This window comes from Arenimonas soli, assembly GCF_014643775.1.
GTDB lineage: Bacteria > Pseudomonadota > Gammaproteobacteria > Xanthomonadales > Xanthomonadaceae > Arenimonas > Arenimonas soli.
In genome coordinates, this window is the sequence record NZ_BMKC01000004.1 from 116,954 (window position 1) to 139,614 (window position 22,661).

Consider the following 22,661-nt stretch of genomic DNA (forward strand, 5'->3'; position numbering starts at 1 on the left):
CACTGTGACCGGTTCTTATGCGTGAACCGGCGCCATCGCGCAAGCCCGAAAATTCCTTGCCCGCTCAAGGACCGCCGTCCAGCCGGTACGCGACCGGATCCGGGCGGGCCACCGCGCGGGCGTATTCGGCGGTATAGCCCGGGAAGATCGCCACCACCTTGCCGTTGTCCATGCGGTACCAGCTGCGGCACTGGGCCCAGACCGAGCCGGACAGGCGGCGCTGGATGTCGGCGTTGTGGGCACGCATGACGTGCTCGCGCACTTCGATGGCGCGGTGGCCGCCGGCTTCAACGGCGCGCATGCAGGCGATGGCGTGGCGCACGGCGGGCTCGATGTAGAGCAGGGTCGAGGTGTGGCCGGTGGCGGTGTTGGGGCCCAGCAGCAGGAACAGGTTCGGAAAGCCGGCCACGCTGATGCCGTGCCAGGCCTCGGGGCCGTCGCGCCAGGCATGTTCCAGGGCCTGGCCGCCGCGTCCGGTGATGCGCACCGACTGCAGCAGGTGCACGGTTTCAAATCCGGTGGCGCAGACCAGCACGTCGAGTTCGCGCTCGCTGCCGTCGGTGCAGCGGATGCCGGTGGCGGTGATGCTTTCGATGCCCGCCGTCACCAGCTCGGCCTTGCCCTGCGCGAAGGTCGGGTAGTAGTCGTTGGCGTAGATAATGCGCTTGCAGCCCAGCGGGTAGTCCGGCACGAGTGCGGCGCGCAGGGCCGGGTCGGCCACCTGGCCCTGCAGGTGCCGGCGCGCCTGCCACAGCATCAGCCGGCGCATGAGGCTGCCTTCTTCGAAGCCGCGCCGGCCCAGTTCCAGGAAAGCCACCCAGAACCGCCGCACGCCGGCCGCCAGCGGTGGCACCCGCGCCAGCCAGCGGTCGAACCAGCGATAGCGCCGCTCGAGCCGCGGCAGCACCCAGTTCGCGGTGCGCTGGAATACGAACGTCCGCGCCGCCTGCGCCGCCACCGGCGGGATCAGCTGCACGGCGGTCGAGCCGGTGCCGATGACGCCCACGCGTTTGCCCTGCAGCGGCACGCCGGGGTCCCAGCGTGCGCTGTGCAGGCGGTGACCCTGGAAATCGTCCAGGCCCGGGATGTCCGGCCAGCGCGGTTGGCTCAGCGGGCCGGTGCTGCAGATGAAGTAGCGGGCTTCTATCCGTTCGCCGCGTTCGGTGCGGAAATGCCACATCCCGCTGTCTTCGTCGAAACCTGCCTCGGCCAGCCGCGTGCCCAGGCGCAGGCGCGCGGACAGGCCGTGCTTTTCCGCCAGGGCCTGCTGGTAGGCCTGGATCTCGGGCGCGTCGGCGAAACGCTGGCGCCAGCGTGGATTGGGCGCGAAGGAAAACGCATACGCCGGCGCCGGCACGTCCACCTGCGCGCCCGGGTAGCGGTTGTCCCACCAGGTGCCGCCGATGCCGTCGCTCTGTTCGAGCATCACGAAGTCGTGCAGGCCTTCTTTCTGAAGGTTGATGGCGGCGCACAGGCCCGACATGCCGGCGCCCAGGATAAGGGTGTGGTGGCGGCGCGGCGCCGGTTTCGACGGCAAGGCGTCCAGTTGTCGGGTGATGAACTGCGCCAGGCGCGCCACCGCCGCATTCGCACTCGGCAGCTGGCCGGCATGGAGCTGGAAGACGTGCCAGCGGCCCGGGTTGAAGTCGCGGCGTACGTCCACGCCGGCGGACTCGAGCGCCATAACCAGGCCTTCCGCCTGTGGGCACAGCCTGTCGTCGCCGCCGAACTGCACGAGCGTCGGCGGCAGGCCGCGCAGGTCGGCCAGCAGCGGCGATACCAGCGGGTTGGCGAGGTCGTTGCCGGCATAGTTGCGGGCATTGGCACGGGCCCAGGCCTCGCTGAGCAGCGCTTCGCCGGGCACTGGCGGCAACGGCGTGTCCGCCCGCAGGTCGACCAACGGTGCCAACAGCGCCAGCGCCGCGGGTGGCGGCTGGCCCAGGTCGCGCAGCTTCAGCGCCAGCGCCAGGGCGAGGCCGCCACCGGCGGAATCACCGGCCAGCACCACCGGCCCGCGCGCAGCGAGTTCGTCGTACGCGGCCAGCGCGTCATCCAGTGCGGCGGGGAACGGGTGCTCGGGCGCCAACCGGTAATCAAGCACGTGCACCGGCACGCCGCTGCCGTGCGCCAGCCACGCCGCCAGGCAGCGGTGCGTGCGCGAGGAACCGGTGGTGTAGCCGCCGCCGTGCAGGAACAGCACCGCGCCATCACGAACGGCCGCGGCGCGCGGGTCGTGCCAGGTGTCGCAAGGCACGCCGCCCAGGGTGCCCGGTGTGCTTGCCAGCCCGCGCGGCAAGCGCCCGATGCCCGACAGGGCGCCCATCCAGCGGCGCTGGAAGGCCGGGGAAAAGCGCGGGTTCAATACCGGCTTCACCAACAGCCGCAGCGTCGTCCTGAGCAGGGCTGCGCGCAGCGCGTCGGGGGAAGCCATCGGGTCGCCTTCGCAAGGGTGGTGAACAGCATAGGCAAGGTATGCCGGACAGCGACAGGGGTAAACTCGCCAACATGGACGCGCCGCGTTATCCGCCCCCCGCCGTGATGATGCAAAGTTTCGCCGACGCGGTATATCGCGTGCACGGCGACGGCGAGGTGATCGCGCTGCGCATCGGCCAGCCCAACCCGGCCATGGCCGCCCTGATGGCCCGGCACGGTGTCAGCCACGGGGGCCTGGTCACCGGCGAAAATCCCTTTGGCCAGCAAAAGCCCGACGCGGAAAACGCAGCGGCGAACGAGGCCCTGCGCGCGGCGATCGACGGCCTCGGCCTGGTGCGCGTGGCCTCGGACGGCGGCAGCGAGGACGGGGCCTGGAACGAGCCCGGATTCCTGGTGCTCGGCGGCGGCGACGACACCCTTGACCGGCTGTCGCGCCAGTTCCGCCAGGCCGCCTGGGTGCGCATCACGGCCGACGGCACCGCCCATCTCGCCGGCTGCCATTACCCCCTGGCCAGCAGCGGCGAAGTCCCATGCTGGCCGGCCGACGTGGTGCCGGGCCCCCGCGACTAGGCCGGGCCTTCAGAACCGCCAGCACGCGCCCGGCAGCGGGGCGGCAATCGGGCTCAGACCCGCCCGACCACCGGCACCAGTGCGCCGGTGATGGCGCTGGCCTTGTCCGACAAAAGGAAGACGATGGCGTCGGCCAGCTGCGCGGGCTGCACCCAGGCGCTGAAATCGGCGTCGGGCATGTCGGCGCGGTTGGCCGGCGTGTCGATGATGCTGGGCAGCAGTGCGTTGACGGTGATGCCGCGGCCCTTGAGTTCTTCGGCCAGGGCTTCGGTGAAACGCATCACGCCCGACTTCGACGCCGCGTAGGCGCCCATGCCGGCGCCGGCCTTCACCGCGCCGTTGGCACCGATGTTGACGATGCGGCCGCCGTCGGGAAGGTGGCGCAGCGCCGCCTGGCTGGCGGCCACGGCCGTGCGCACGTTCATCTGGTACATGCGGTCCCAGGTGTCGGTGGAACCGTCCTGCACCTTTTCCCAGGCGAAACCGCCGGCGATGTTGACCAGGCCGTGCAGGCCGCCGTGCTGGTTGGCGATGGCGTCGAAGGCCGCGCCGGTGGCCTTCGCGTCCGAAAGATCGACGCCGCCGTGCAGGTGCGCGGCGCCCAGGGCCTTGGGCTCGCGCGGCGCGTCGGCCAGGTCGATCGCGGCGACCGTGGCGCCCTGCTCCAGCAGCGCTTTCACGACGGCGGTGCCCAGGCTGCCGAAGGCGCCGGTGACGGCGATGGTTTTTCCGTTGAGGGACATTAGGTTCTCCTGCAATTCGTCCCGTCGATCTTAACCGACGCGCACGCTCAGCTTCCGGCGGCCTCGCGCATGATCTCCAGCTGCTGCTCGACCATCTTGTCCACTGCCTCGCCGATTTCCTTCTGCGCCTCGCCGGTGGCGAGGCCCCAGCCGAGCCTGGCGCGCTGGCAGTACGAGGATGCAATGTTCACTTCCGCGCCCTGCAACGGGCTGAGGTTGAAGTTGGCAACGTCGTCATCATTCAGGTAAAGGCAAACCGCAGACGCAGACAGGAAGTTGTCTTCGGCTTCCTTTTTCGCGCCGCCATCCAGGTGTAGCGAGGCTTGCTCGAGCTGGAATTCCGAAAGGCGCAGGTCGCCGCGGATGTCCATGCCGCCGCGCACGCCCGCCTCCACTTTCCGGCGCAGCCACTGCTCCGCGCGCTGGTATGCCGCCAGGGCCAGCGCACGTCGAGCCCCCGCCTGTCCGCCCGCATCCGCGGCACGCGATTGGTCCCGAAAGAATTCGCCTATGGCCGCCTCCAGCGTCTCGCTGCCGACAAAGGCCTGGTACACCAGCTCGGTCGCAGACTTGTTGCCCACCGCCTGGGCGCGCTGCGCGTAAACCGAGTCGGCGGCGGACCGCGCGGCGGACAGCAGGCCCTCGGCCTCGGCGGTGCGGCCGGCCGATGCCAGTGCCAGCACCATCTCCTGCTGCAAGCGCAGGTTTTCAATGACAGTGTGGAAGTGCTTGCCGCCCTCGTAATGCCCGACCATCGCCGCATACCCCGGCTCCAGGACCCGAAGGGCGGCCTCGACGTCCCCAGCTTCCCGTAGCTTCGACCCCCGGACCGCCACCACCTGCAGGCGGCGCCCGAACAGGGCATGGCGCACGGCGTCCGTGGCGTCCGGTGCATTCATGGCGCGCTCGTAGCCCGCCACCATCGCAGCGCAGGCATCATCCCTGCCTTGGCCGAAACATCCGAAACGATGGTCCTGGGCTGCCTTTAGCTCCTTCTCGTAAAGAGGCTCGGGCGCAGCTTGCGCAAAGACCGCCGAACTGGCCGCCAGCAGGATGGCGGCATGAAGCGACATCGAGGTGGACATTCCTGGTTTCCTTCTGGAGGGATCTGGAACGGGCGCCCAGTTTAACGGCCGGCCCGCGCCGAGGGGGTCAGGTGCCCGTACCCGGCGGTACTCGTACCTTTCCTTCCATCAGCACGCGCGCGCTGCGGCTCATGATGGCCTTGCGCACCTGCCACTGGCCGTCCACCTGCGTGGCTTCGGCGCCCACGCGCAGGGTGCCGCTGGGGTGGCCGAAGCGCACGGCCTGGCGGTCGCCGCCGCCGGCGGCTTCGTTCACCAGGGTGCCGGGAATCGCCGCGGCGGTGCCGATGGCGACCGCGCAGGTGCCCATCATGGCGTGGTGCAGCTTGCCCATCGACAGCGCGCGCACGCACAGGTCGATGTCGGCGGCGGCAATGGGTTTGCCGCTGCTGGCGACGTGGTCGGTGGGCGGGGCGACGAAGGCGATCTTGGGCGTGTGCTGGCGCTTCGGGGCCTCGGAAACGTCGCCGATGAGCCCCATGCGCACAGCGCCGTGGGCACGTATCGCTTCAAAACGCGCCAAGGCGGCCGGGTCGCCGTTGATGGCGTCCTGCAGCTCGGTGCCGATGTAGCCGATGTCTTTCGCACGCACGAAGATGGTCGGGATGCCGGAGTTGATCATCGTGGCGTCGAAGCTGCCGACACCTGGCACTTCGAGTGTGTCCACGAGGTTGCCGGTCGGGAACAGCGCGCCGCCCTCTTCGCCGTCATCGGCCGGATCCATGAATTCGAGCACGATCTCGGCGGCAGGGAAGGTGACGCCGTCCAGTTCAAAGTCGCCGGTTTCCTGCACTTCTCCATTCGTGATGGGCACGTGGCAGATGATGGTCTTGCCGATGTTGGCCTGCCAGACCTTGACCGGGAACACGCCGTTTTCAGGCATGCGCGCCTTGTCGATGAAGCCGTTGGCGATGGCGAACGGGCCGACCGCGGTGCTGAGGTTGCCGCAGTTGCCCGACCAGTCCACGAAGGCGGTGTCGATGGACACCTGGCCGTAGAGGTAATCGACGTCGTGGCCGGGCTGGCTGGCCTGGCTGATGATCACGCACTTGCTGGTGCTGCTGGTGGCGCCGCCCATGCCGTCGGTGTGCTTGCCATAAGGGTCGGGCGAACCGATGACGCGCATCAGCAAGGCGTCGCGCGCCGCGCCGGGCACGCGCGCGGCTTCGGGAAGGTCTTCGAGGCGGAAGAACACGCCTTTGGAGGTGCCGCCGCGCAGGTAGGTGGCCGGAATCTTCAGTTGGGGTGCGTGGGTCATGGCGTCAGGCGGCCTGGGTGGATTCGAGGAAGTCCTGGGCGAAGCGCTGCAGCACGCCACCAGCTTCGTAGATCGAAACCTCCTCGGCGGTGTCGAGGCGGCAGGTGACCGGCACCTCGACGCGGCTGCCGTCACGGCGGTTCACGACCAGGGTCAGCGTCGCGCCCGGGGTGCGGTCGCCGGTGACGTCGTAGGTTTCGGTGCCGTCCAGGCCGAGCGTCTTGCGGGTGGTGCCGGCTTCGAACTCCAGCGGCAGCACGCCCATGCCGATCAGGTTAGTGCGGTGGATGCGCTCGAAGCCTTCGGCGGCGATCGCCTCGACGCCGGCCAGGCGCACGCCCTTGGCGGCCCAGTCGCGGCTGGAGCCCTGGCCGTAGTCGGCGCCGGCCACGATGATCAGCGGCTGGCGGCGGTCCATGTAGGTTTCGATCGCTTCCCACATGCGCGTCACCTTGCCTTCCGGCTCCAGGCGCGCCAGCGAACCCTGCTTCACCTTGCCGTCCTCGAGCACCATTTCGTTGAACAGCTTCGGGTTGGCGAAGGTGGCGCGCTGCGCGGTCAGGTGGTCGCCGCGGTGCGTGGCGTAGGAATTGAAGTCTTCTTCCGGCAGGCCCATCTTCGCCAGGTATTCGCCGGCCGCGCTCGAGGCCATGATCGCGTTCGAGGGCGAGAGGTGGTCGGTGGTGATGTTGTCGCCCAGCAGCGCCAGCGGGCGCATGCCGGTGAGCGTGCGCGGCCGGGCCAGCGCGCCTTCCCAGTACGGCGGGCGCCGGATGTAGGTGCTCTGCGGGCGCCAATCGTACAGCGGCGCCACCTTTTCACCTGACTCCACCGCAATCCTGAACATCGGCTCGTAGACGCTGCGGAACTGCTCGGGCTTCACCGCCGATTTCACCAAAGCATCAATCTCGGCGTCGCTGGGCCACAGGTCCTTCAGGGTCACCGGCTTGCCGTCGGCGTCATGGCCCAGCGCATCCTTCTCGATGTCGAAGCGGATGGTGCCGGCGATGGCGTAGGCCACCACCAGCGCCGGCGAAGCCAGGAAGGCCTGCTTGGCGTAGGGATGGATGCGGCCATCGAAGTTGCGGTTGCCGCTGAGCACGGCCGTGGCATAGAGGTCGCGGTCGATGATTTCCTGCTGGATTTTCGGATCCAGCGCGCCGGACATGCCGTTGCAGGTGGTGCAGGCGAAGGCGACGATGCCAAAGCCGAGTTTTTCCAGCTCGTGCTTCAGGCCGGCCTCTTCCAGGTACAGCGCCACGGTCTTCGAACCCGGCGCCAGCGAACTCTTCACCCAGGGCTTGCGCACCAGGCCCAGCGCATTGGCCTTTTTCGCCAGCAGGCCGGCGGCGATGACGTTGCGCGGGTTCGAAGTATTCGTGCACGAGGTGATGGCGGCAATGATCACCGCGCCGTCGGGCATCAGGCCCTGGGCTTCCTGGGCACGCCCGGCCTCGAGGCTGCCGGAAATCCCCTTCGCCGCCAGTTCGCTGGTGGCGACGCGGGCATGCGGGTTGGACGGGCCGGCCATGGTGCGCACCACGCTGGAAAGATCGAACTGCAGCGATCGTTCGTAGCGCGCGCCAACCAGCGCATCGGCCCACAGGCCGGTGGTCTTCGCGTAGTTCTCGACCAGAGCCACCTGTTCATCAGTGCGGCCGGTCAGGCGCAGGTAGTCGAGCGTGTTGTCGTCAATGAAGAACATCGCCGCGGTGGCGCCGTACTCGGGCGCCATGTTGGAAATCGTGGCGCGGTCGCCCAGGGTCAGCGCCGCCGCGCCCTCGCCGTGGAACTCGAGCCAGGCACCCACGACCTTCTGCTGGCGCAGGAACTGGGTGAGCGACAGCACCACGTCGGTGGCGGTGATGCCCGGGCCCGGCTTGCCGGTGAGCTCGACGCCGATGATGTCGGGCAGGCGCATCCAGGACGCGCGGCCCAGCATCACGCTTTCCGCTTCCAGGCCACCGACGCCGATGGCGATCACGCCCAGCGCGTCCACGTGCGGCGTGTGGCTGTCGGTGCCGACGCAGGTGTCGGGATAGGCCACGCCATCGAGTACGCCGATCACCGGCGACATTTTCTCGAGGTTGATCTGGTGCATGATCCCGTTGCCCGGCGGGATCACGTCCACGTTCTTGAACGCCAGCTTGGTCCAGTCGATGAAATGGAAGCGGTCGGCGTTGCGGCGGTCCTCGATCGCGCGGTTCTTCGTGAACGCCTCGGGGTCGAAGCCCCCACATTCCACCGCCAGCGAGTGGTCGACGATCAGCTGCACCGGCACCACCGGGTTCACCTGCGCCGGGTCGCCGCCCTGGTCGGCGATGGCGTCGCGCAGCCCGGCCAGGTCCACCAGCGCGGTCTGGCCCAGGATGTCGTGGCAGACCACGCGTGCCGGGAACCAGGGGAAATCCAGGTCGCGCTTGCGCTCGATCAGCTGGCGCAACGAAGCATCCAGGCTCGCCGGCTCGCAGCGCCGCACCAGGTTTTCCGCCAGCACCCGCGACACGTAGGGCAGACCGTCCCAGGCGCCCGGCTGCAGGGCCTCGACGGCCTCGCGGGCGTCGAAATAATCAAGGGACGTGCCGGGCAGCGGCTTGCGGAAGCTGGAGTTCATGGCGGAAGGCTCGGGTGCGTGAAGCCGGCCATTATCCGGAATGTGGCGGGGCCAGGCACCCCTGGCCCGCGGCAGCGGCTAATATTGCCGCCGTCTCGCATCCGGAAGGCCCTGCCCATGCGCTTCGTGCTTGTCGTCCTGTTCGCCCTGATCCTGCCCTGCCCGCCGGCCCTGGCCGCCCCTGCGGTGCCGGCGCCGCTGCCGATCCGCGACTTCTTCCAGTCGCCCGAGTTCAGCGACATGGCGCTTTCACCCGACGGCAAGCACCTGCTGGCCACGGTGCGCCGGGACGAACAATGGTCGCTGGTGGTGCTACGGGTCGCCGACCTGGCGCCGGTGGTGAACCTGCAGCTGGGCGAGGACGACTACGTGTCCTCGCTGCGCTGGAAGGATGAAAACCAGTTCCTGTTCTCGGTCGACAAGCTCACCGGCAGCCTGCTCGACGACCTGCGCTTCGTCTTCCTGACCCGCTGGTATGTCGGCCAGGCCGACGGCAGCGACCCGACGCCGCTGATCGGCGGCTTCGGCGGCATCGTCGACCTGCTGCCCGATGACCCCGAGCGCATCCTGGTGTCCTACTACTCGGGGGATTCCACCTACGTGATGCGCATCCCGCTGCGCGGGCAGTGGCCGCGCAACCCGATGAAGGTCCTCACGCCGCTGCGCGTGGTGCAGGGCATCGTCTACGACAGCAAGAACAACCCGCGCTACATCTGGGGCGAACGCATCCACGGAAAGTCCGGCGCCTACGTGCGCCGCAAGGACCGCTGGGCGCCGCTGAAGATCTGGGACGAAGGCGAACCCGAGCGCATTCCGCTGGCCATCGATGAAGAACGCAACCTGGTTTTCCTGGCCGCCAGCGACCAGGGTGAACCGCACCGCATCGATGCGGTGCACATGGACAGTGGCGAAACCACGCCGGTGCTGCCCTCGCGGACAGTCGAACCCGAAGGCCTGCTGATGGGCGATGCCGGCCCGGTGGCTGCGGCCTACCAGGATGGCCGCCTGGACTACCGCTTCGTGGACAAGGACTCGACGGTGGCCAAGGTTTATGCCGGCCTGGTGGCGGCATTCCCGGGCCAGGCGCTCAGCTTCGAGGGCCGCAGCAAGGACGACCGCCTGTACCTGGTGCGCGTCTACGGCGACCGCAACCCGGGCGAATATTTCCTGTTCGACACCCAGACCGGCCGTGCCCGCTTCCTGCTGGCGCAACGTTCCTGGATCAAGCCCGACACCATGGCCGCGATGCAGCCGGTGTCGTTCAAGGCACGCGACGGACTGGAACTGCACGGTTACCTCACCCTTCCGCCGGGCCGCGAGGCCAAGGGCCTGCCGCTGGTGCTGATGCCGCACGGCGGTCCGCATGGCGTGCGCGATCGCTGGGGTTTCGACCCGGAAGCACAGCTGCTTGCCAGCCGCGGCTACGCGGTGCTGCAGCTCAACTTCCGCGGCTCGGACGGCTACGGCAGCCGCTTCCGGACCGCGGGCTACGGCCAGTGGGGCGATGCGATGGTGCGCGACCTGCTCGACGGCCTGGGCTGGGCGGTTGCCCAGGGCATCGCAGACCCGCGCCGGGTCTGCGCCTACGGCGCTTCCTATGGTGCGTTTTCGGCGCTGCAGGCGGCGGCGCTGGCGCCGGACGCGCTGCAGTGCACGGCCGGCTACGTCGGCGTTTACAGCATCCCGCTGATGTTCAAGTCCGGCGACACCAGCGAATCGGACCTGGGCCGCAAGTTCATGGCCCGCGTGATGCCCGAGGGCCCCGAAGCCCAGCGCATGCAGTCACCGGCCTACAACGCCGCGCGCATCAAGGTGCCGGTGCTGCTGGCCCACGGCAAGATGGACGTGCGCGCCCCGATCGACCAGTTCGAGTTCATGCGCGACCAACTGGCCGAAGCCGGCAATCCGCCGGAGGTGACCATCGTGGAAGAAAAGGAAGGCCACGGTTTCGTCGACCTCGACCGCAAGGTGGCCTACTACGAAAAGCTGCTGGCCTTCCTCGACAAGCACACCGCCGGCAACCGATAACTCCGAAGCTCCCCTCCCCTAGCGGGAGAGGGACTGGGGAGAGGGGACGGTCAGCTCGCGTGATGGAAGTGGCGGCGAAACCGCACGCCCCCCTCTTCCGGCTCGCCCAGCCCCTGTGCCAGTGCATGCCCCGCGTACACGGCGTGCGCGATCAGACCGGGCGCCTCGCAGTCGCCGATGCGATGCAGGGAAAACGCCCCCGCATCGCCCTGGGCGGCTTCGCGCCCGCCAAGCGCCTGGAACAGCGCGTCGTCGGGAATCCGCGCGGTGACCGACACCACGGCGTCCGCGGGCAGTTCCAGCACCTCGCCAGACCAGGTGTCCTCGACCCGCAGCGTGCGGCCTTCGTAGCTGGCAATCACCTTCGAGACATGCACCTGCACCCCCAGCGCCGCCAGGCGCTTGCGCACGTGCCGGTACTCCAGCGTGAACTGGCCCCAGGGCGCGACCACGTCCTCGGGCGTGACGAAGTGCACGCGCCGGCCAGACTTGGCCAGCAGTTCGGCAGCCACGGTGGCGTGGTAGCCGCCGTCGTCGTCGAACACCACGACCTCGCCTTCGGGCAGGCGGCCGTCCATCAGGTCGTCGGGCGTGAATACCTTCGGATTGCTTTCGAAGCCCGCGATGCCCAGCCCGTGGCTGCGGCCGAAGCCGTCGCGACGCCAGCGGGCGCCGGTGGCGATGACTACGTGCTCGGCGCCGAATTCGAGTACGTCGGCCGGCTCGAGACGCGAGTCGAGATAAGTCGCGACGTTCGGCAACTTGTTGATCTGGCCCAGCCGCCAATCGCGCACGCGGGCCCACTCGGCCAGGCCGGGCAGGCGAGCTTCGCGGCTGACGCGGCCGCCCAGTTCCTTCGAGGCCTCGGCCAGCGACACCCCGAATCCACGCTGCCCCAGCGCGCGCGCCGCTTCCAGGCCCGCCGGGCCGGCGCCGACCACCAGCACCTTCGCGGGTTTGCGCGCAGGCGCGATGCGTTCGGGATGCCAGCCCTTGCGCCACTCCTCGCCCATGCTGGGGTTCTGGGTGCAGCGGATCGGCGAAACGGTGTTGTCGCCCGACACGCAGACATTGCAGCCGATGCATTCGCGGATGTCCTCGGGCCGGCCTTCTTCGATCTTGCGCGGCAGGAAGGGGTCGGCGATGGACGGGCGCGCGGCGCCGATGATGTCGATCACGCCCCGGCGCAACTGCGACACCATGGTGTCGGGTGAAGTAAACCTGCCGACGCCGACCACCGGTTTGCTGGTGGTCTTCTTGACGAAATCGACGAAGGGTTCCTGCGCGCCTTCGCCGCCGAAGCGCGAAGGCAGCGAGTCGTTGTACCAGGCCGATACGTTCACGTCCCACAGGTCGGGCAGCTCGGCCAGCATCGCCACGATATCGCGCGCCTCGGCCAGTTCGACGCCGCCGGGGCCCAGCATTTCTTCGGTGGCGAAGCGCAGCGCCACGCCACAGCGGTGGCCGACGGCGTCGCGGGTGTCTTCAAGCAGCTCGTGCAGCAGGCGCACGCGGTTCTCGAGCGAACCGCCGTATTCGTCCGTGCGCTGGTTTCGGCGGCGCTGCAGGAAATGCATGGCCAGCGACAGGTCGTGCGCGGCGTACACGTACACGATGTCCATGCCGGCTTTCATGCCGCGCACGGCCGCTTCGCGGTGCCAGCGGCGGTAGTCGCGGATGTCGGCCTTGTCCATGGCCCGGGCCTGGTGCGGATAGCCGTATTTGGTGGGCTGGTGCGACGGCGCCAGCAGCACCTCGCGCGAGAACAGGTTCGAGGCCGCCGGGCCGTTGTGGGTCAGTTCCACCGCCGCCAGCGCACCAAAGGCATGCACCTTCTCGCACATCAGCGCCAGCGCCGGGATGTCGCGGTCGTCCCACAGCCGCGCCTCGACATAGGGCGTGAGGTCGGAGCTGGGGTGGATCTCGCATTCTTCTGTCGACACCACCGCCCAGCCGCCTTCGGCCTTCACTTCGCGCATGGCGGCGTGCGCCAGCGGCATGGCGTGGCCCATGCCGTTGCAGTGCGGTACCTGGAAGAAGCGGTTCTTCGCGGTCACCGGGCCAATCCGGATCGGTTCGAACAGCGGATCGTAGCGGGGGTCGCGCATCAGTCGGGCCCGTCGGCGGCATAGGCCGCACGCAGCTGGTTGTGGAAATGCCACAGCGCCGATTCGCGCTTCGGGCACAGCCGCCCCGCCTCGTAGCTGCCCGAATCCAGGCCGCGCTGCACCGCTTCGCAGATGGCGATGTCCTCGGCCTGCACCTCGTCGCTGAACTCACGGTCGGCCGCGGCCAGGGCCTCGCCGGCCGGACCCGGCGCGTAGTAGTAGTCGAACTCCACCCGGCAGCGCCCCGGCCCCCGCGCCAGCACGCGGTTGGTCTGCAGGCGGCCGGGCAGGATGTTGAGCATCACGTTCGGGTACACGAACCAGTAGAAGGCTTCGCCCTCGCCGTAGGCATTGGCGCCGCCGGCGTCGCGCAGGGGTGAGTGCTGCAGCGACTTCCAGGGCTGCAGCTGCGTGTCGTAGGCGCGGTAGTCCAGCACCTTCGACAGGCCCGGATGCACGTGCGGCAGGTGGTAGCCCTCGAGGAAGTTGTCCACGTACACCTTCCAGTCGCAGGCCAGGTCGTAGTGGTCGCGGCGGGCGAAACGCAGCGCGGCGAGATCAATCGGCGCGATGCGTTCGGCGATGCCGCCGTAGACATCCTGGAAGTCGGGGACGTCGTCACTGGCCGCCACGAAGACCAGGCTTTGCCACTCGGCGACGCGCAGCGCCGGAAGGCGGAGGTCGGCCACGTCGAAATCCGCGGCGCCCTGCATTTCCGGCGCCGAGCGCAGCTGGCCTTCCAGCGTGTAGGTCCAGCCGTGGTACTTGCAGTGCAGGGCCCGGGCGCCCTTGCCATTGCACAGGGCCAGCGGGCCGGCGCGGTGCCGGCAGACATTGGCGAAGCCGCGCAGCAGGCCATCGGCACCACGCACCACGATCACCGGCAGCCGGCCGACCTGGTCGACCACATGGTCTCCGGCGTCAGCCAGCTGGTCGGCATGCGCCACCAGCTGCCAGCTGCGCGGGAAGACCGCGCGCTGGTCGCGCAGGAAGGCCGCCTCGCCCGCGTAGTGGCGGGCGGGCAGCGCGGTGGCGGTTTCCAGCGGCGGCAGGTTCGCGTCCATGTCGGCAGTGTAAGCCGGCGCAACCCTTTCGCGGGACAGCTTCAGCCCAGGCGTTCCAGCCGCGCGGCCAAGCCGCCGGCGCGCCGCACCGCCCTTGCCAGCGCGGCGTCGAGGCTGGCCTGCGGCCCCCAGACTTCCACCGAACGTTTGGCCCGCGACAGACCGGTGTATAGCAACTGCCGCGACAGGATGCGGTGCTCGGGATCGGGCGGCAGCAGCACGGCGACGTGGCCGTATTCGCTGCCCTGGCTTTTGTGGATGGTGATGGCCCAGGCCGGGTCGTGGGCGGGCAGCGCGCCCGGGGCAAATGCCCTGGCACCGGCCTCGCTTTCAAACCAGACCTTAAGCCGGCCCCTGCCGTCGCGCAGGCACAGGCCCAGGTCGCCGTTGAAGAGGCCGGCGCCGTAATGGTTGCGGGTGATCATGACCACGCGCCCCGGATACCAGACAGTGTCCGCGGCCACCTGCCAGCGCAGGCGCAGGTGGCTTTCGATGGCGGCGTTGAGGGCGTCGGCACCATAGGGACCATCGCGCAGTGCGCACAGCAGCTGCCGATCGGCTAGTTGCCGCAGCGCGGCGCTGGCGTCGGTGGGCTCGTCCGCCCCCGCTGGCGGGCCGGCTTCGGCCAAACCGTCGGCCCAGCGCCGGGCTTCGCGGGCGACGGCGGCAGCGGTTTCAACGGTGCGCAGGTTGGCGCGATCGCCGGCCGAAGCCAGTGCCGCAGCGAAGGCCTCGCCATCGCCCTCGCGCACCGCGGCATTGACCGGCTGCAACATGGCGTCGGCACGGAAGCTGTGGCGCAGGCGCACGATGTCGACGGCGCCTTGCGCCTCCAGCACGGCGACCAGGTCCATCAGTACCGAACCGGCGCCGACCGGGTTCAGCTGGTCGGCGTCACCCACCAGCACCAGCACCGCGTCCTCGCGCAGCGCGCGCAGCAGGGCACGCAGCTGCGACAGGTCGAGCATGGAGGCTTCGTCGACCACGACGATGCCCGCCTCGATCGGCGATTCGGGCCCACGTCGGTACGCGTTGACGGCGGGCGACCAGCCGAGCAGGCGATGCACGGTCAGAGCCTCGGTGGTCGGCAGCGCGTCGAGCGCCGGCTGCCAGTCGGCCGACAGATGATCGCGCAGCCGCGCGGACTCCTGACGCAGCGACTGCACCAGGCGCTGCGCGGCCTTGCCGGTGGGTGCCGCCACCGCGATGCCCTCGCCCGCCACGCCGTCGCGCTGCAGGCGCAGCAGCATGCGCAGCACGGTGGTGGTCTTGCCGGTACCCGGGCCGCCGGTAAGCACGAAGAACCGGCGGCCACCGACGCCGCTCACCGCGGCGCGCTGCGCACCATCGAGCCCGGCATCCCCGCCGGGGAAGAGCGCCGACAGCAGCTCGTCCGCCAGGGGCAAGGGCGTGCCCGCTGCGCGGCGGGCAGCGATGGCCGCCGCCACGTCGCCTTCGTGCTGGTGGTTGCGCCACAGGAAGAACCGGCCGTCGGCATCGAGCACGAAGGACGACGGCGTACTGCCGTCGCCGACCAGCGGCTCGCGGCGCAGGGCTGCGCGAACGACCTGGTCCAGCGGCGCCAGTGCGGTGTCGCCGGCGAGTTCCGCCACTGCCGCGCGACCGGCCAGCACCGCCAGCTGTTCGCTGCCGCCATGGCCCAGCACCCAGCGGGCGAGCGCCCGCGCCAGGGCGCGTTCGTGCAACGGGCCCTCGCTGCCGACGATCGGCGGACGCGCTTCGTAGCGGGGCGCGGTCATGCGGTGGCTTCCTTGTCGGCTTCCGCGAACGCAGCGTCAACGTCGGCAACCAGGGCGTCGGGGAAACGCTCGGCATACACGCCGGCACCGGGACCCAGACCCGCGGCGCGCACGAACAGGTAGATGAACTCGCCAAGATGCGTCGCCGGCGCATAGTCCGGCAAACGCTGACGCAGGAAGCGGTGCAGCGCCAGCGTGTAGAGCAGGGCCTGGAGCCGGTAGTGGCTGTGGTCCATCGCCGCACGCAGTGGCGCACCGGTGTAGTCGGCCACGCGGTCGCCCAACCAGTTGCCCTTGTAGTCGAGCACGTGGAAACGACCCTCGTGTTCGAACACGAGGTCGATCTTGCCGGTCATCAGCCCGCGCAGGCGGTCGACCGCGAGCGGCGGCACCAGGCCCGGATCGCCATGCGCGGCGCAGGCGTCGCGCAGGCGCGACAGGCGGGCGGCGTCGAGACGGAAGTGGAAGGCCATTTCGGCGCGCTGGCGTTGCGGGGACACTGCTCCAAGGCTGAGGCCGGGCAGCAGCCCGGCCGCCAGGGCGTCGTCCATGCGCCGCGCCAGCGCCGGCACCAGGGTGTCGAAGGGGACTTCGTTCGGGCGCACGCCGTAGGCGTCGAGTTCGCGATGCAGCAGCGGCTGCTGTTCGAAAAGCGGTTCGCCCTGGCGGCGATGCTCGAAGGCGGCATGCAGGGCATTGCCGAAGGCCGGGCCGCGCACGCTGGCCAGCGCCAAAAGCTCGGGATGCGCGGCGTCGTCGCCCGCTTCGATGTTGGGTGCTTCGCTGGCAAGTGGCTCATCGTCGGCCGGGGCTTCTTCGGTGGGCGCGGCGCGATGCCCGCTCACCAGCGTCGAGAAGCTCAGGCGCTGGCGCAGCGGCGCGTCCGCCGGGGGGTCGGGCACCGTGCGCCGCGACACATCCACGGGCGTGGGCGGCAACGAAGCGTCGTCGCCCGACCAGTCGTCTTCGTGCCACGCCACCTGCGGCATCGACCCGGTGGCGCTGTCGTCGAGCACACGCGCCACCATGGCGTCGAGTGGCGCGCGGTCGGGATCGGCCCTGGGCGTCTTGCTGTTGGACGCCGTGCGTTCCGGATCCAGGGCGTAAACATGGCAGGCATGGATGGCCCGGGTCAGCGCGACGTACAGGGTGCGGAAGCGTTCGTCCTGTCCCTCCCACTTCGCGGCCAGCTTCGCGGCCTCGTCGAAGGCGGCGCGCCGGCCGCCCTCCGGCAGCGGCACCAGGTAAGGACGGTGCTGGACGCCGCCGCCCTGGGCCCACATCAGCGGCAGGAAGACCACGTTGAACTCCAGGCCCTTGCTGCGATGCAGGGTCATCAGCTGCACGCGCTTCGCATCCGACTCCAGCCGGGGTTGGCGCTCGTCGGCGCTGTCGGCATCGCCTTCGTCGCGGCGCTGGTCGCCCAGCCAGGCCAGCAGCTCGCGTGGACCACCGCCACGTTCGGCCCGTTGCTGCAGTAGCTCGCCCAGGTGGTGCAGGTCGGTGAGTTCGCGTTCGCCGCGGGGCGTCGCCAGCAATCGCGGGGCCGCTTCCTGCGCCAGCTGACGGGTGAGGCCGAGTACGCCCTCGCGCCGCCAGCGTTCGCGCAGCGCGGCCAGGCGCACCGAGATGGCGGGCCAAAGCGGCGAGTGGGCATCGAGCGTGGCCAGCATCGCCAGGTCGCCGCCCCACAGCCGGGTAAGCAGCGCGGCGCGCAGGGCCGGTTCGTTGTCGGCGTCGAGCACCGCGACCAGCAGCAGGTGCAGCTCGAACGCCATGTCGCCGGCGAAGACGCTGTCACGGGCGCCTCCGACGCAGGGCACGCGACGCGCCTGCAGCAGGGCGCGCAGGCTGGCGATGTCGCGGTTGGTGGGCACGAGCACGGCGATGTCGCCGGGCTGCAGCGGCTTGTCGCCAATGCGGTGTTCGCCCGATGCCAGCATCGCGGCGATCCGGTTGGCGCAGGCGACCAGCGCATCCCGGCGGCGCCTGGGCTGGCCGTCGGGTGCCGGGTCGCGGTAGTGCACCTGCAGCGGACAGGCCAGCGGCTCGCCGTTGATGCTGTACGGCGCCGCGTCGCGGCGATCGCTGGCGCTGACCTCCCGGTACTGCACGTCATCGCTGCCGGATCGGCCAAGCGTCTCGCTGCCGGCGGCGTACCATTGGTTCACTGCCTGCACATAATTCCGCGAACTGCGGTGGTTGGTACCCAGTTCCAGCAGGTGCTGGGCGTCACCGCGGGCCCGTCGGTAGGCGTGGATGTCGCCGCCGCGGAACCCGTAGATCGCCTGCTTGGGGTCACCGATCATCACCAGGCGGCCGCGCTGCATGCCGTCGGCGTCGCGATAGAGGCGGTCGAGGATGCCGTACTGCTGTGCGTCGGTGTCCTGGAACTCGTCCACCAGCGCCACCGGCCAGGCGTCGAACAGCGCGTCGGCCAGCGCCGGGTTGGCGACTATGGCGGCGTGGGCGCGCCGGATCATTTCGTCGAAGGTGACCTGGCCGCGTGCGGCCAGGCGTTCGTCACGCCACTGCCGGGTCTGTTCGGCCTGCTGCTGCCAGAAGCGAAGCGTTGGCGCCTCAAGCGCGGCCTCGATGGCCGGCAGGTGCTGTCGAAGTGCCTGTATCGCAGAATGCCCGTCGAAATCGGCGATCCGTTCGGGGATCACGAACTCTTCGAGCGCGATCTTGCGCAGGTAAGGCAGTGCGCTTGTTCGAAGCGACTCATCTTCACCGTCCAGGAATTGAGCCAGCTCGCGCATGGCCGCAGCAAGCGCGGTCTTCTTCGGGACGTAGGTCGCCTTGTCGTCCGCGAGTTCGCGCAGGCCTTGGGTGAAGTCCACCGGCAAGGCTGCGCGAACCTGCGCCAGTTCGATCACATCGATCCGTACGCCAGGCGCCATCAGCTGCCTGAGCTGTTTCGTGAACGTGGAGAGCTTGAGCGCATCAAGGTCGAAGCCTGCCGGCACCTTGCCGCCACCCTGGTGCAGCACGCGCCAGGCGTCGCGCGCCAGTTCTTCGGACAGCGCCTGCCCCGACGTGGGCTCGCCCACTTCGAAGCGGCTGCCGCTGTCGAACGGGTGCTCGACCAGGATGCGCTGGCACAGGCCGTGCAGCGTGCCGACCGGCGCGCGATCGAAATCGGCCAGCGCCAGGCGCAGGCGGCGGCGATCTTCGGCAAGGGACTCGCCGTCGGCCCAACGCTGCAGCAACCACGCTTCGCTGTCGTCCGGCGCTTCCGGCGCCGGGTTGCCGGCACGGGTGGCGTCGGCCAGCGCCAGCGCGTCGCGCAGCGCCTGGCGCAGGCGTTCACGCAGCTCCTGCGCGGCGGCGTCGGTGAAGGTGGTGACCACCAGCTGGTCGACGGTGAATGCCTTGGCCGGCTCCAGCAGCAGCCGCAGGTACAGCACCGCGATGGTCCAGGTCTTGCCGGTGCCTGCGCTGGCTTCCACCAGCGACCGGCCGGGCGCGTCCAGCGGCAGCTCCGACCAGTGGCGGACGCGGATCAGCCCACTCATTGAGCGCCCTCCCCGCCCGGCGTGATCAGCCGCATCAGGTCGTCGGCGCCAGCCTTGAGCCGTTCGAAGTGTGGCGTGCCTTCTTCGAAGTCCAGGCCCCGACCCAACAGGCGTGCGTAGCCCGGGGCGTAGCCGCGCTCGGCCTGCCAGGCCCCTTCGGCGGCATCGTCCTTCTGGCGGATGGCCAGCGCCGCGGCAGCGCGCGGGAAGTACCAGGCCGGATGCGTGGCCGGGTGCGCCCAGAGTTCCAGCAGTTCAAGCACGTTCGCTTCGAGATCTTCGAGGAACGGCGTCTTGTCGGGCGCGCGCAGGTAGTCGCTGTCCCAGCGCGCGATGCCCGCCTGCCAATTGCAGTCCCTGGACCTGCCGGCTTCCTTCTGCACCAGCGCGCAAAGATGCACCGCCCGCCCTGCGTTCTCCGGCGCCAGCCGCACCATCGCCCAGGCCAGGAACAGCGGCAGGCGTTCGCGCAGGTCCAGGGCGTTTTCCTTTTCCCGATTGGGGAAAACGTCGAGCACGTACAGCACATCGCCGCCGTCGTAACCAGTGCCCAGGTCACCGGTGACATGGAAGCGGCCAAAGTCGCGGCGCATCGGCAGCGGCGTCGGCGGCGGCAGGCCGGCGGCCAGCAGCGGCTTGAGTTCATCGCGTTCGCGCGCGGTGGCGTCCACGGCCAGCGCCGCGTCGAGCTCCTTCTGCCAGGCGGCCTCGCCCAGGCGACCGGCCGGCAGCAGCCCGGCCAGCTGCATCGCTTCCGGCGCCGACACGTCGCGCGATGCGTCGGGATGAGAGAGGAAATGCAGGCAGAGCGCACGCGCCGGCGAATCGAGCCGTTCCATGCGCGCTTCCAGCGGCTCGTCCTCGGTCAGGCCACCGTCGTCGAGCGCGTCCAGGCGCGCGCCCAGGCGATCGGCCAGCTGCACGCGGGCGGGGTCGCGGAAGTAGCGCCGCAGTTCGGCCATCGAGACTTCGCGGACGTCGGCATCCGGCGGTGGCGCGGCGTCCGACAGCAGGGTCATGGCGCCAGCCTCGTCACCGACCATGGCGGCAAAGCCGGCACTGAAGGAGAACAGGCGCGGATCGCTGTCGTTGAAATAGTCGGCGTGGAACGGCTGCAACTTGTGGTCGACGCGCCAGGTGGGTGCCCGCGGCTCGCCGGCTTCGTCCTTGTCGCCGGGCGGCAGTGCCGCCATCAGTTCGGCCAGCGGTGCCGCCGGGTTGCGCGCGCTGCCGCCGACCTGGTCGAAGGCGACGTAGCTCAGGTGCAGGGCGTCGCGCGCCGACATCAGGGTTTCCAGGAACAGATAGCGGTCGTCGCTGCGCACGTCACGGTCGCCCAGGCGACGCAGGCCGGGGCGGCCGATCGGGTCCAGGCCGGCGTCCGCATCGCTGCGCGGGTATTCGCCTTCGTTCAGGCCCAGCACGGCGACCACGCGGAAGGGAATGGCGCGCTGCGGCACCATGCCGCAAACGGTGATGCCGCCGGCCAGGAAACGCTGGCGTTCGGGCACGGACGAGAGGCGCTCTTCCAGCCACTGCTTCACCACCGGGAAGGCCAGCACCGGGTCGAGCCCGAGCTCGCCCGGCTCGCTGGCCAGCGAACGCAACAGCGCGCGCAGCTGGTCCATGGCCTCGGGACCGCGCGGGTCGTCGAAATCGGGCAGGAACAGGGCGTCCAGCCGGTCTTCCAGCCGGCGCGCCCATTCCGACGCCGTTCGTTCGGCCGCTACGTCCGCGCGCAGGCCGGCCAGCTGCTGCAGCAGGTGGTCGAGCGCGCCCAGCGCCGTGCTGGCGCTGCCGGCCACGCCGGATACCGGCACCAGCGCGTCGTTGTCGGGCAGGCGCAGTATGTCGTCGTCGGCCTCGTTGCCGTGGATGAAGCCGGCCACCAGGCGGTCCATGGCCCAGGCCAGTGTGTGCGGTTCGGTCGGCGGCACGCCCAGCGCCGCACGCGTGGCGCCGTCCAGGCCCCAGGCGGCGCGGGCCCGCGCCAGCCATTGCGTCAGCGTGTCGAGATCGCCTTCGTCCAGGCCCAGGCGCCGCAGCACCGGCGGCTGGGCCAGGAAATCCACCAGCTCGGGCGCGGTCAGGCGCGAGCTCGGCATCGCCAGCAGCTGCCGGAAGGCGGAGAACAGCGGCTGCGCCCGCGCCATCGGCACGTCGGCCAGGTGGTAGGGCAGCGGGCCTTCGGCGCGGCCGGGTTCGCCGAACACGGCCGGCAGCAGCGGCAGGTAAGCGCCGATGTCGGGCGCCATCACCACGATGTCGGCGGGCTCGAGCTTTTTGTTTTCGGCGCGCTCGCGCAGCAGGGCGTCGCGCAGGGCTTCGAGTTCGCGCAGGCGCGAATGGCAGGCGTGCACGCGCAGGCTGCGGTCCTGAAGTCGTTTTTCGCGCGAACGCCCGTCGCTGGCCATCAGCGCCGGGTCGAGCGTGCGCAGGCTTTGCTGGGTGCGGTCGAGCAGGCGGACCGGGCTGTCGTCGCCTTCGCGTTCGTCGCGAAAATGGCGGATGTCCAGCGAGGCTTCCAGCTGCTGGATGCTGAGCATGAAGTGCTGGCCCAGCCGCCCCCAGGCCGCCAGCAGCGGGTGGCCCTGGTCGAGGAAATAGGCCGTGGCGTCCTCGCCATGCGGATCGGCGGCGAGCTCGAGCAGCCGCGCGCGTTCGCTGCGCAGGCCCGCCCAGTACTCGCGACAGGGATCGGGCAGGTAGAACACCACCGGCCGGTGCACGGCCAGCGCCTGCAGCACCGCCAGCTCAGCGGGGGCCATGTGGCTCAGGCCGAATACGTGCAGCGGGTCGGTGGCGCCCACCTCGACGCCGCCGGCACGAAGCCTGGCGCCAAGCTCCATCAGGCGTTCACCGCGATGGGGCTCCTTGAGCGCCTGGCGCAGCTGCCGCCACAGGCCGGGATGGAAGCCGGCCCCGTCGAAGGTGTCCCGCGAGTAACCCCAGTCGTCGAGCCAGTCCGGCCGGTAGGCCATGTACTGGATGTAGATGCGCGCCAGCCGGTCGGCCAGCTGGAACCGGCGCAGAGCGCGGTCAGGACCGGTGAGATAGGCCTGCAGGGCGGGATCGGACGGCGATTCGAGCAGTTCATGCACCCGCCAGCGCAGCCATTCGCGGCGCCAGCCGCGCGGCGACACGGCGTTCTCGCCCAGCACCTGGCGGGCCAGCCCGTCCAGGAAGGTCGTGGGCAGCACGATGTCGAGGTTGGCGACGATGCTGCCCAGGTCGCGTTCGCCAGCCAGCGCCCCGGCCAGCCACTGGCGCATGCCCGGGTGCGCGGCCACCACCGTCTGCGGCGCCAGCGGCGAGGCCGGCGCCTGGGTGCTCAGCAGGTAATCCAGGGGTTCGAGCAGCGCCTCGAGCCGGCTGGCCCGGAACACCGTGATCCCCTCGCTGGCGCGTTGTTTCCAGTCCCCTTGCATCCGCACAGCCTAGCCGATTGCCCTGGCCAGACTGCCCGGCCGGCGTCGCAGG

At 70.0% G+C, this 22,661-nt stretch carries 12 protein-coding genes; 2 read left to right on the forward strand and 10 right to left on the reverse strand.

All coding sequences use genetic code 11. The features are described 5' to 3' along the window. Positions 1–64: 64 nt before the first annotated feature. Positions 65–2,431 (reverse strand): alpha/beta hydrolase fold domain-containing protein, encoded by a 2,367-nt coding sequence (locus tag IEX13_RS13785; protein WP_188665676.1) that lies wholly within the window; start codon positions 2,429–2,431, stop codon positions 65–67. A gap of 74 nt (positions 2,432–2,505) precedes the next feature. Here IEX13_RS13785 and IEX13_RS13790 point away from each other — a divergent pair, with 74 nt between their 5' ends. Next, positions 2,506–3,003 carry a DUF3293 domain-containing protein gene (locus tag IEX13_RS13790; protein ID WP_188665679.1) on the forward strand — a complete coding sequence of 166 codons (498 nt, stop codon included), beginning with the start codon at positions 2,506–2,508 and terminating at the stop codon, positions 3,001–3,003. Between the two features lie 53 nt (positions 3,004–3,056). Here IEX13_RS13790 and IEX13_RS13795 read toward each other — a convergent pair whose 3' ends face one another. From IEX13_RS13795 to acnD, 4 genes are all read right to left on the reverse strand, one after another. Beyond that, complete coding sequence (locus IEX13_RS13795; protein ID WP_188665682.1) at positions 3,057–3,746, reverse strand: SDR family oxidoreductase; 690 nt, start codon at positions 3,744–3,746, stop codon at positions 3,057–3,059. A gap of 47 nt (positions 3,747–3,793) precedes the next feature. After that, entirely contained in the window at positions 3,794–4,831 is a 1,038-nt protein-coding gene (locus IEX13_RS13800; protein WP_188665685.1) for a hypothetical protein, read from the reverse strand. 67 nt (positions 4,832–4,898) lie between these two features. Beyond that, positions 4,899–6,089 (reverse strand): 2-methylaconitate cis-trans isomerase PrpF, encoded by a 1,191-nt coding sequence (prpF, locus tag IEX13_RS13805; protein WP_188665688.1) that lies wholly within the window; start codon positions 6,087–6,089, stop codon positions 4,899–4,901. A 4-nt stretch (positions 6,090–6,093) separates the two neighbouring features. After that, a complete protein-coding gene (gene acnD, locus IEX13_RS13810; RefSeq protein WP_188665691.1) occupies positions 6,094–8,703 on the reverse strand; it encodes a Fe/S-dependent 2-methylisocitrate dehydratase AcnD in 2,610 nt (869 codons plus the stop codon). Positions 8,704–8,820: 117 nt separating this feature from the next. Here acnD and IEX13_RS13815 point away from each other — a divergent pair, with 117 nt between their 5' ends. Then, positions 8,821–10,731: an alpha/beta hydrolase family protein gene (locus tag IEX13_RS13815; RefSeq protein ID WP_188665694.1), complete on the forward strand. Its 1,911-nt coding sequence runs from the start codon at positions 8,821–8,823 to the stop codon at positions 10,729–10,731. A gap of 50 nt (positions 10,732–10,781) precedes the next feature. Here the strand turns inward: IEX13_RS13815 and IEX13_RS13820 are convergent, their stop codons facing one another. Genes IEX13_RS13820 through recC form a run of 5 tightly spaced genes read right to left on the reverse strand, consistent with a single transcriptional unit; the run spans position 10,782 to position 22,609 of the window. After that, positions 10,782–12,839 (reverse strand): oxidoreductase, encoded by a 2,058-nt coding sequence (locus IEX13_RS13820; protein ID WP_188665695.1) that lies wholly within the window; start codon positions 12,837–12,839, stop codon positions 10,782–10,784. After that, the gene (locus IEX13_RS13825; RefSeq protein WP_188665700.1) at positions 12,839–13,903 is read right to left on the reverse strand and encodes an aromatic ring-hydroxylating oxygenase subunit alpha; all 1,065 of its coding nucleotides are present in this window, start codon (positions 13,901–13,903) and stop codon (positions 12,839–12,841) included. Before IEX13_RS13825 ends, IEX13_RS13820 begins: the two co-directional genes overlap by 1 nt. Before the next feature lie 41 nt (positions 13,904–13,944). Continuing rightward, on the reverse strand, positions 13,945–15,663 hold the full coding sequence (recD, locus tag IEX13_RS13830; RefSeq protein ID WP_188665704.1) for an exodeoxyribonuclease V subunit alpha: 1,719 nt from the start codon (positions 15,661–15,663) through the stop codon (positions 13,945–13,947). Further along, the gene (locus IEX13_RS13835; protein ID WP_188665707.1) at positions 15,660–19,181 is read right to left on the reverse strand and encodes a UvrD-helicase domain-containing protein; all 3,522 of its coding nucleotides are present in this window, start codon (positions 19,179–19,181) and stop codon (positions 15,660–15,662) included. The genes recD and IEX13_RS13835 overlap by 4 nt, the downstream gene beginning before the upstream one ends. Continuing rightward, positions 19,178–22,609 (reverse strand): exodeoxyribonuclease V subunit gamma, encoded by a 3,432-nt coding sequence (gene recC, locus IEX13_RS13840; RefSeq protein WP_188665710.1) that lies wholly within the window; start codon positions 22,607–22,609, stop codon positions 19,178–19,180. The genes IEX13_RS13835 and recC overlap by 4 nt, the downstream gene beginning before the upstream one ends. Positions 22,610–22,661: the final 52 nt, after the last annotated feature.

Bases quoted from the DNA above. Each gene is read 5' to 3' on its own strand.
- IEX13_RS13785 (WP_188665676.1), bottom strand. From the start codon at position 2,431: ATGGCTTCCCCCGACGCGCTGCGCGCAGCCCTGCTCAGGACGACGCTG.
- IEX13_RS13790 (WP_188665679.1), top strand. From the start codon at position 2,506: ATGGACGCGCCGCGTTATCCGCCCCCCGCCGTGATGATGCAAAGTTTC.
- IEX13_RS13795 (WP_188665682.1), bottom strand. From the start codon at position 3,746: ATGTCCCTCAACGGAAAAACCATCGCCGTCACCGGCGCCTTCGGCAGC.
- IEX13_RS13800 (WP_188665685.1), bottom strand. From the start codon at position 4,831: ATGTCCACCTCGATGTCGCTTCATGCCGCCATCCTGCTGGCGGCCAGT.
- prpF (WP_188665688.1), bottom strand. From the start codon at position 6,089: ATGACCCACGCACCCCAACTGAAGATTCCGGCCACCTACCTGCGCGGC.
- acnD (WP_188665691.1), bottom strand. From the start codon at position 8,703: ATGAACTCCAGCTTCCGCAAGCCGCTGCCCGGCACGTCCCTTGATTAT.
- IEX13_RS13815 (WP_188665694.1), top strand. From the start codon at position 8,821: ATGCGCTTCGTGCTTGTCGTCCTGTTCGCCCTGATCCTGCCCTGCCCG.
- IEX13_RS13820 (WP_188665695.1), bottom strand. From the start codon at position 12,839: ATGCGCGACCCCCGCTACGATCCGCTGTTCGAACCGATCCGGATTGGC.
- IEX13_RS13825 (WP_188665700.1), bottom strand. From the start codon at position 13,903: ATGGACGCGAACCTGCCGCCGCTGGAAACCGCCACCGCGCTGCCCGCC.
- recD (WP_188665704.1), bottom strand. From the start codon at position 15,663: ATGACCGCGCCCCGCTACGAAGCGCGTCCGCCGATCGTCGGCAGCGAG.
- IEX13_RS13835 (WP_188665707.1), bottom strand. From the start codon at position 19,181: ATGAGTGGGCTGATCCGCGTCCGCCACTGGTCGGAGCTGCCGCTGGAC.
- recC (WP_188665710.1), bottom strand. From the start codon at position 22,609: ATGCAAGGGGACTGGAAACAACGCGCCAGCGAGGGGATCACGGTGTTC.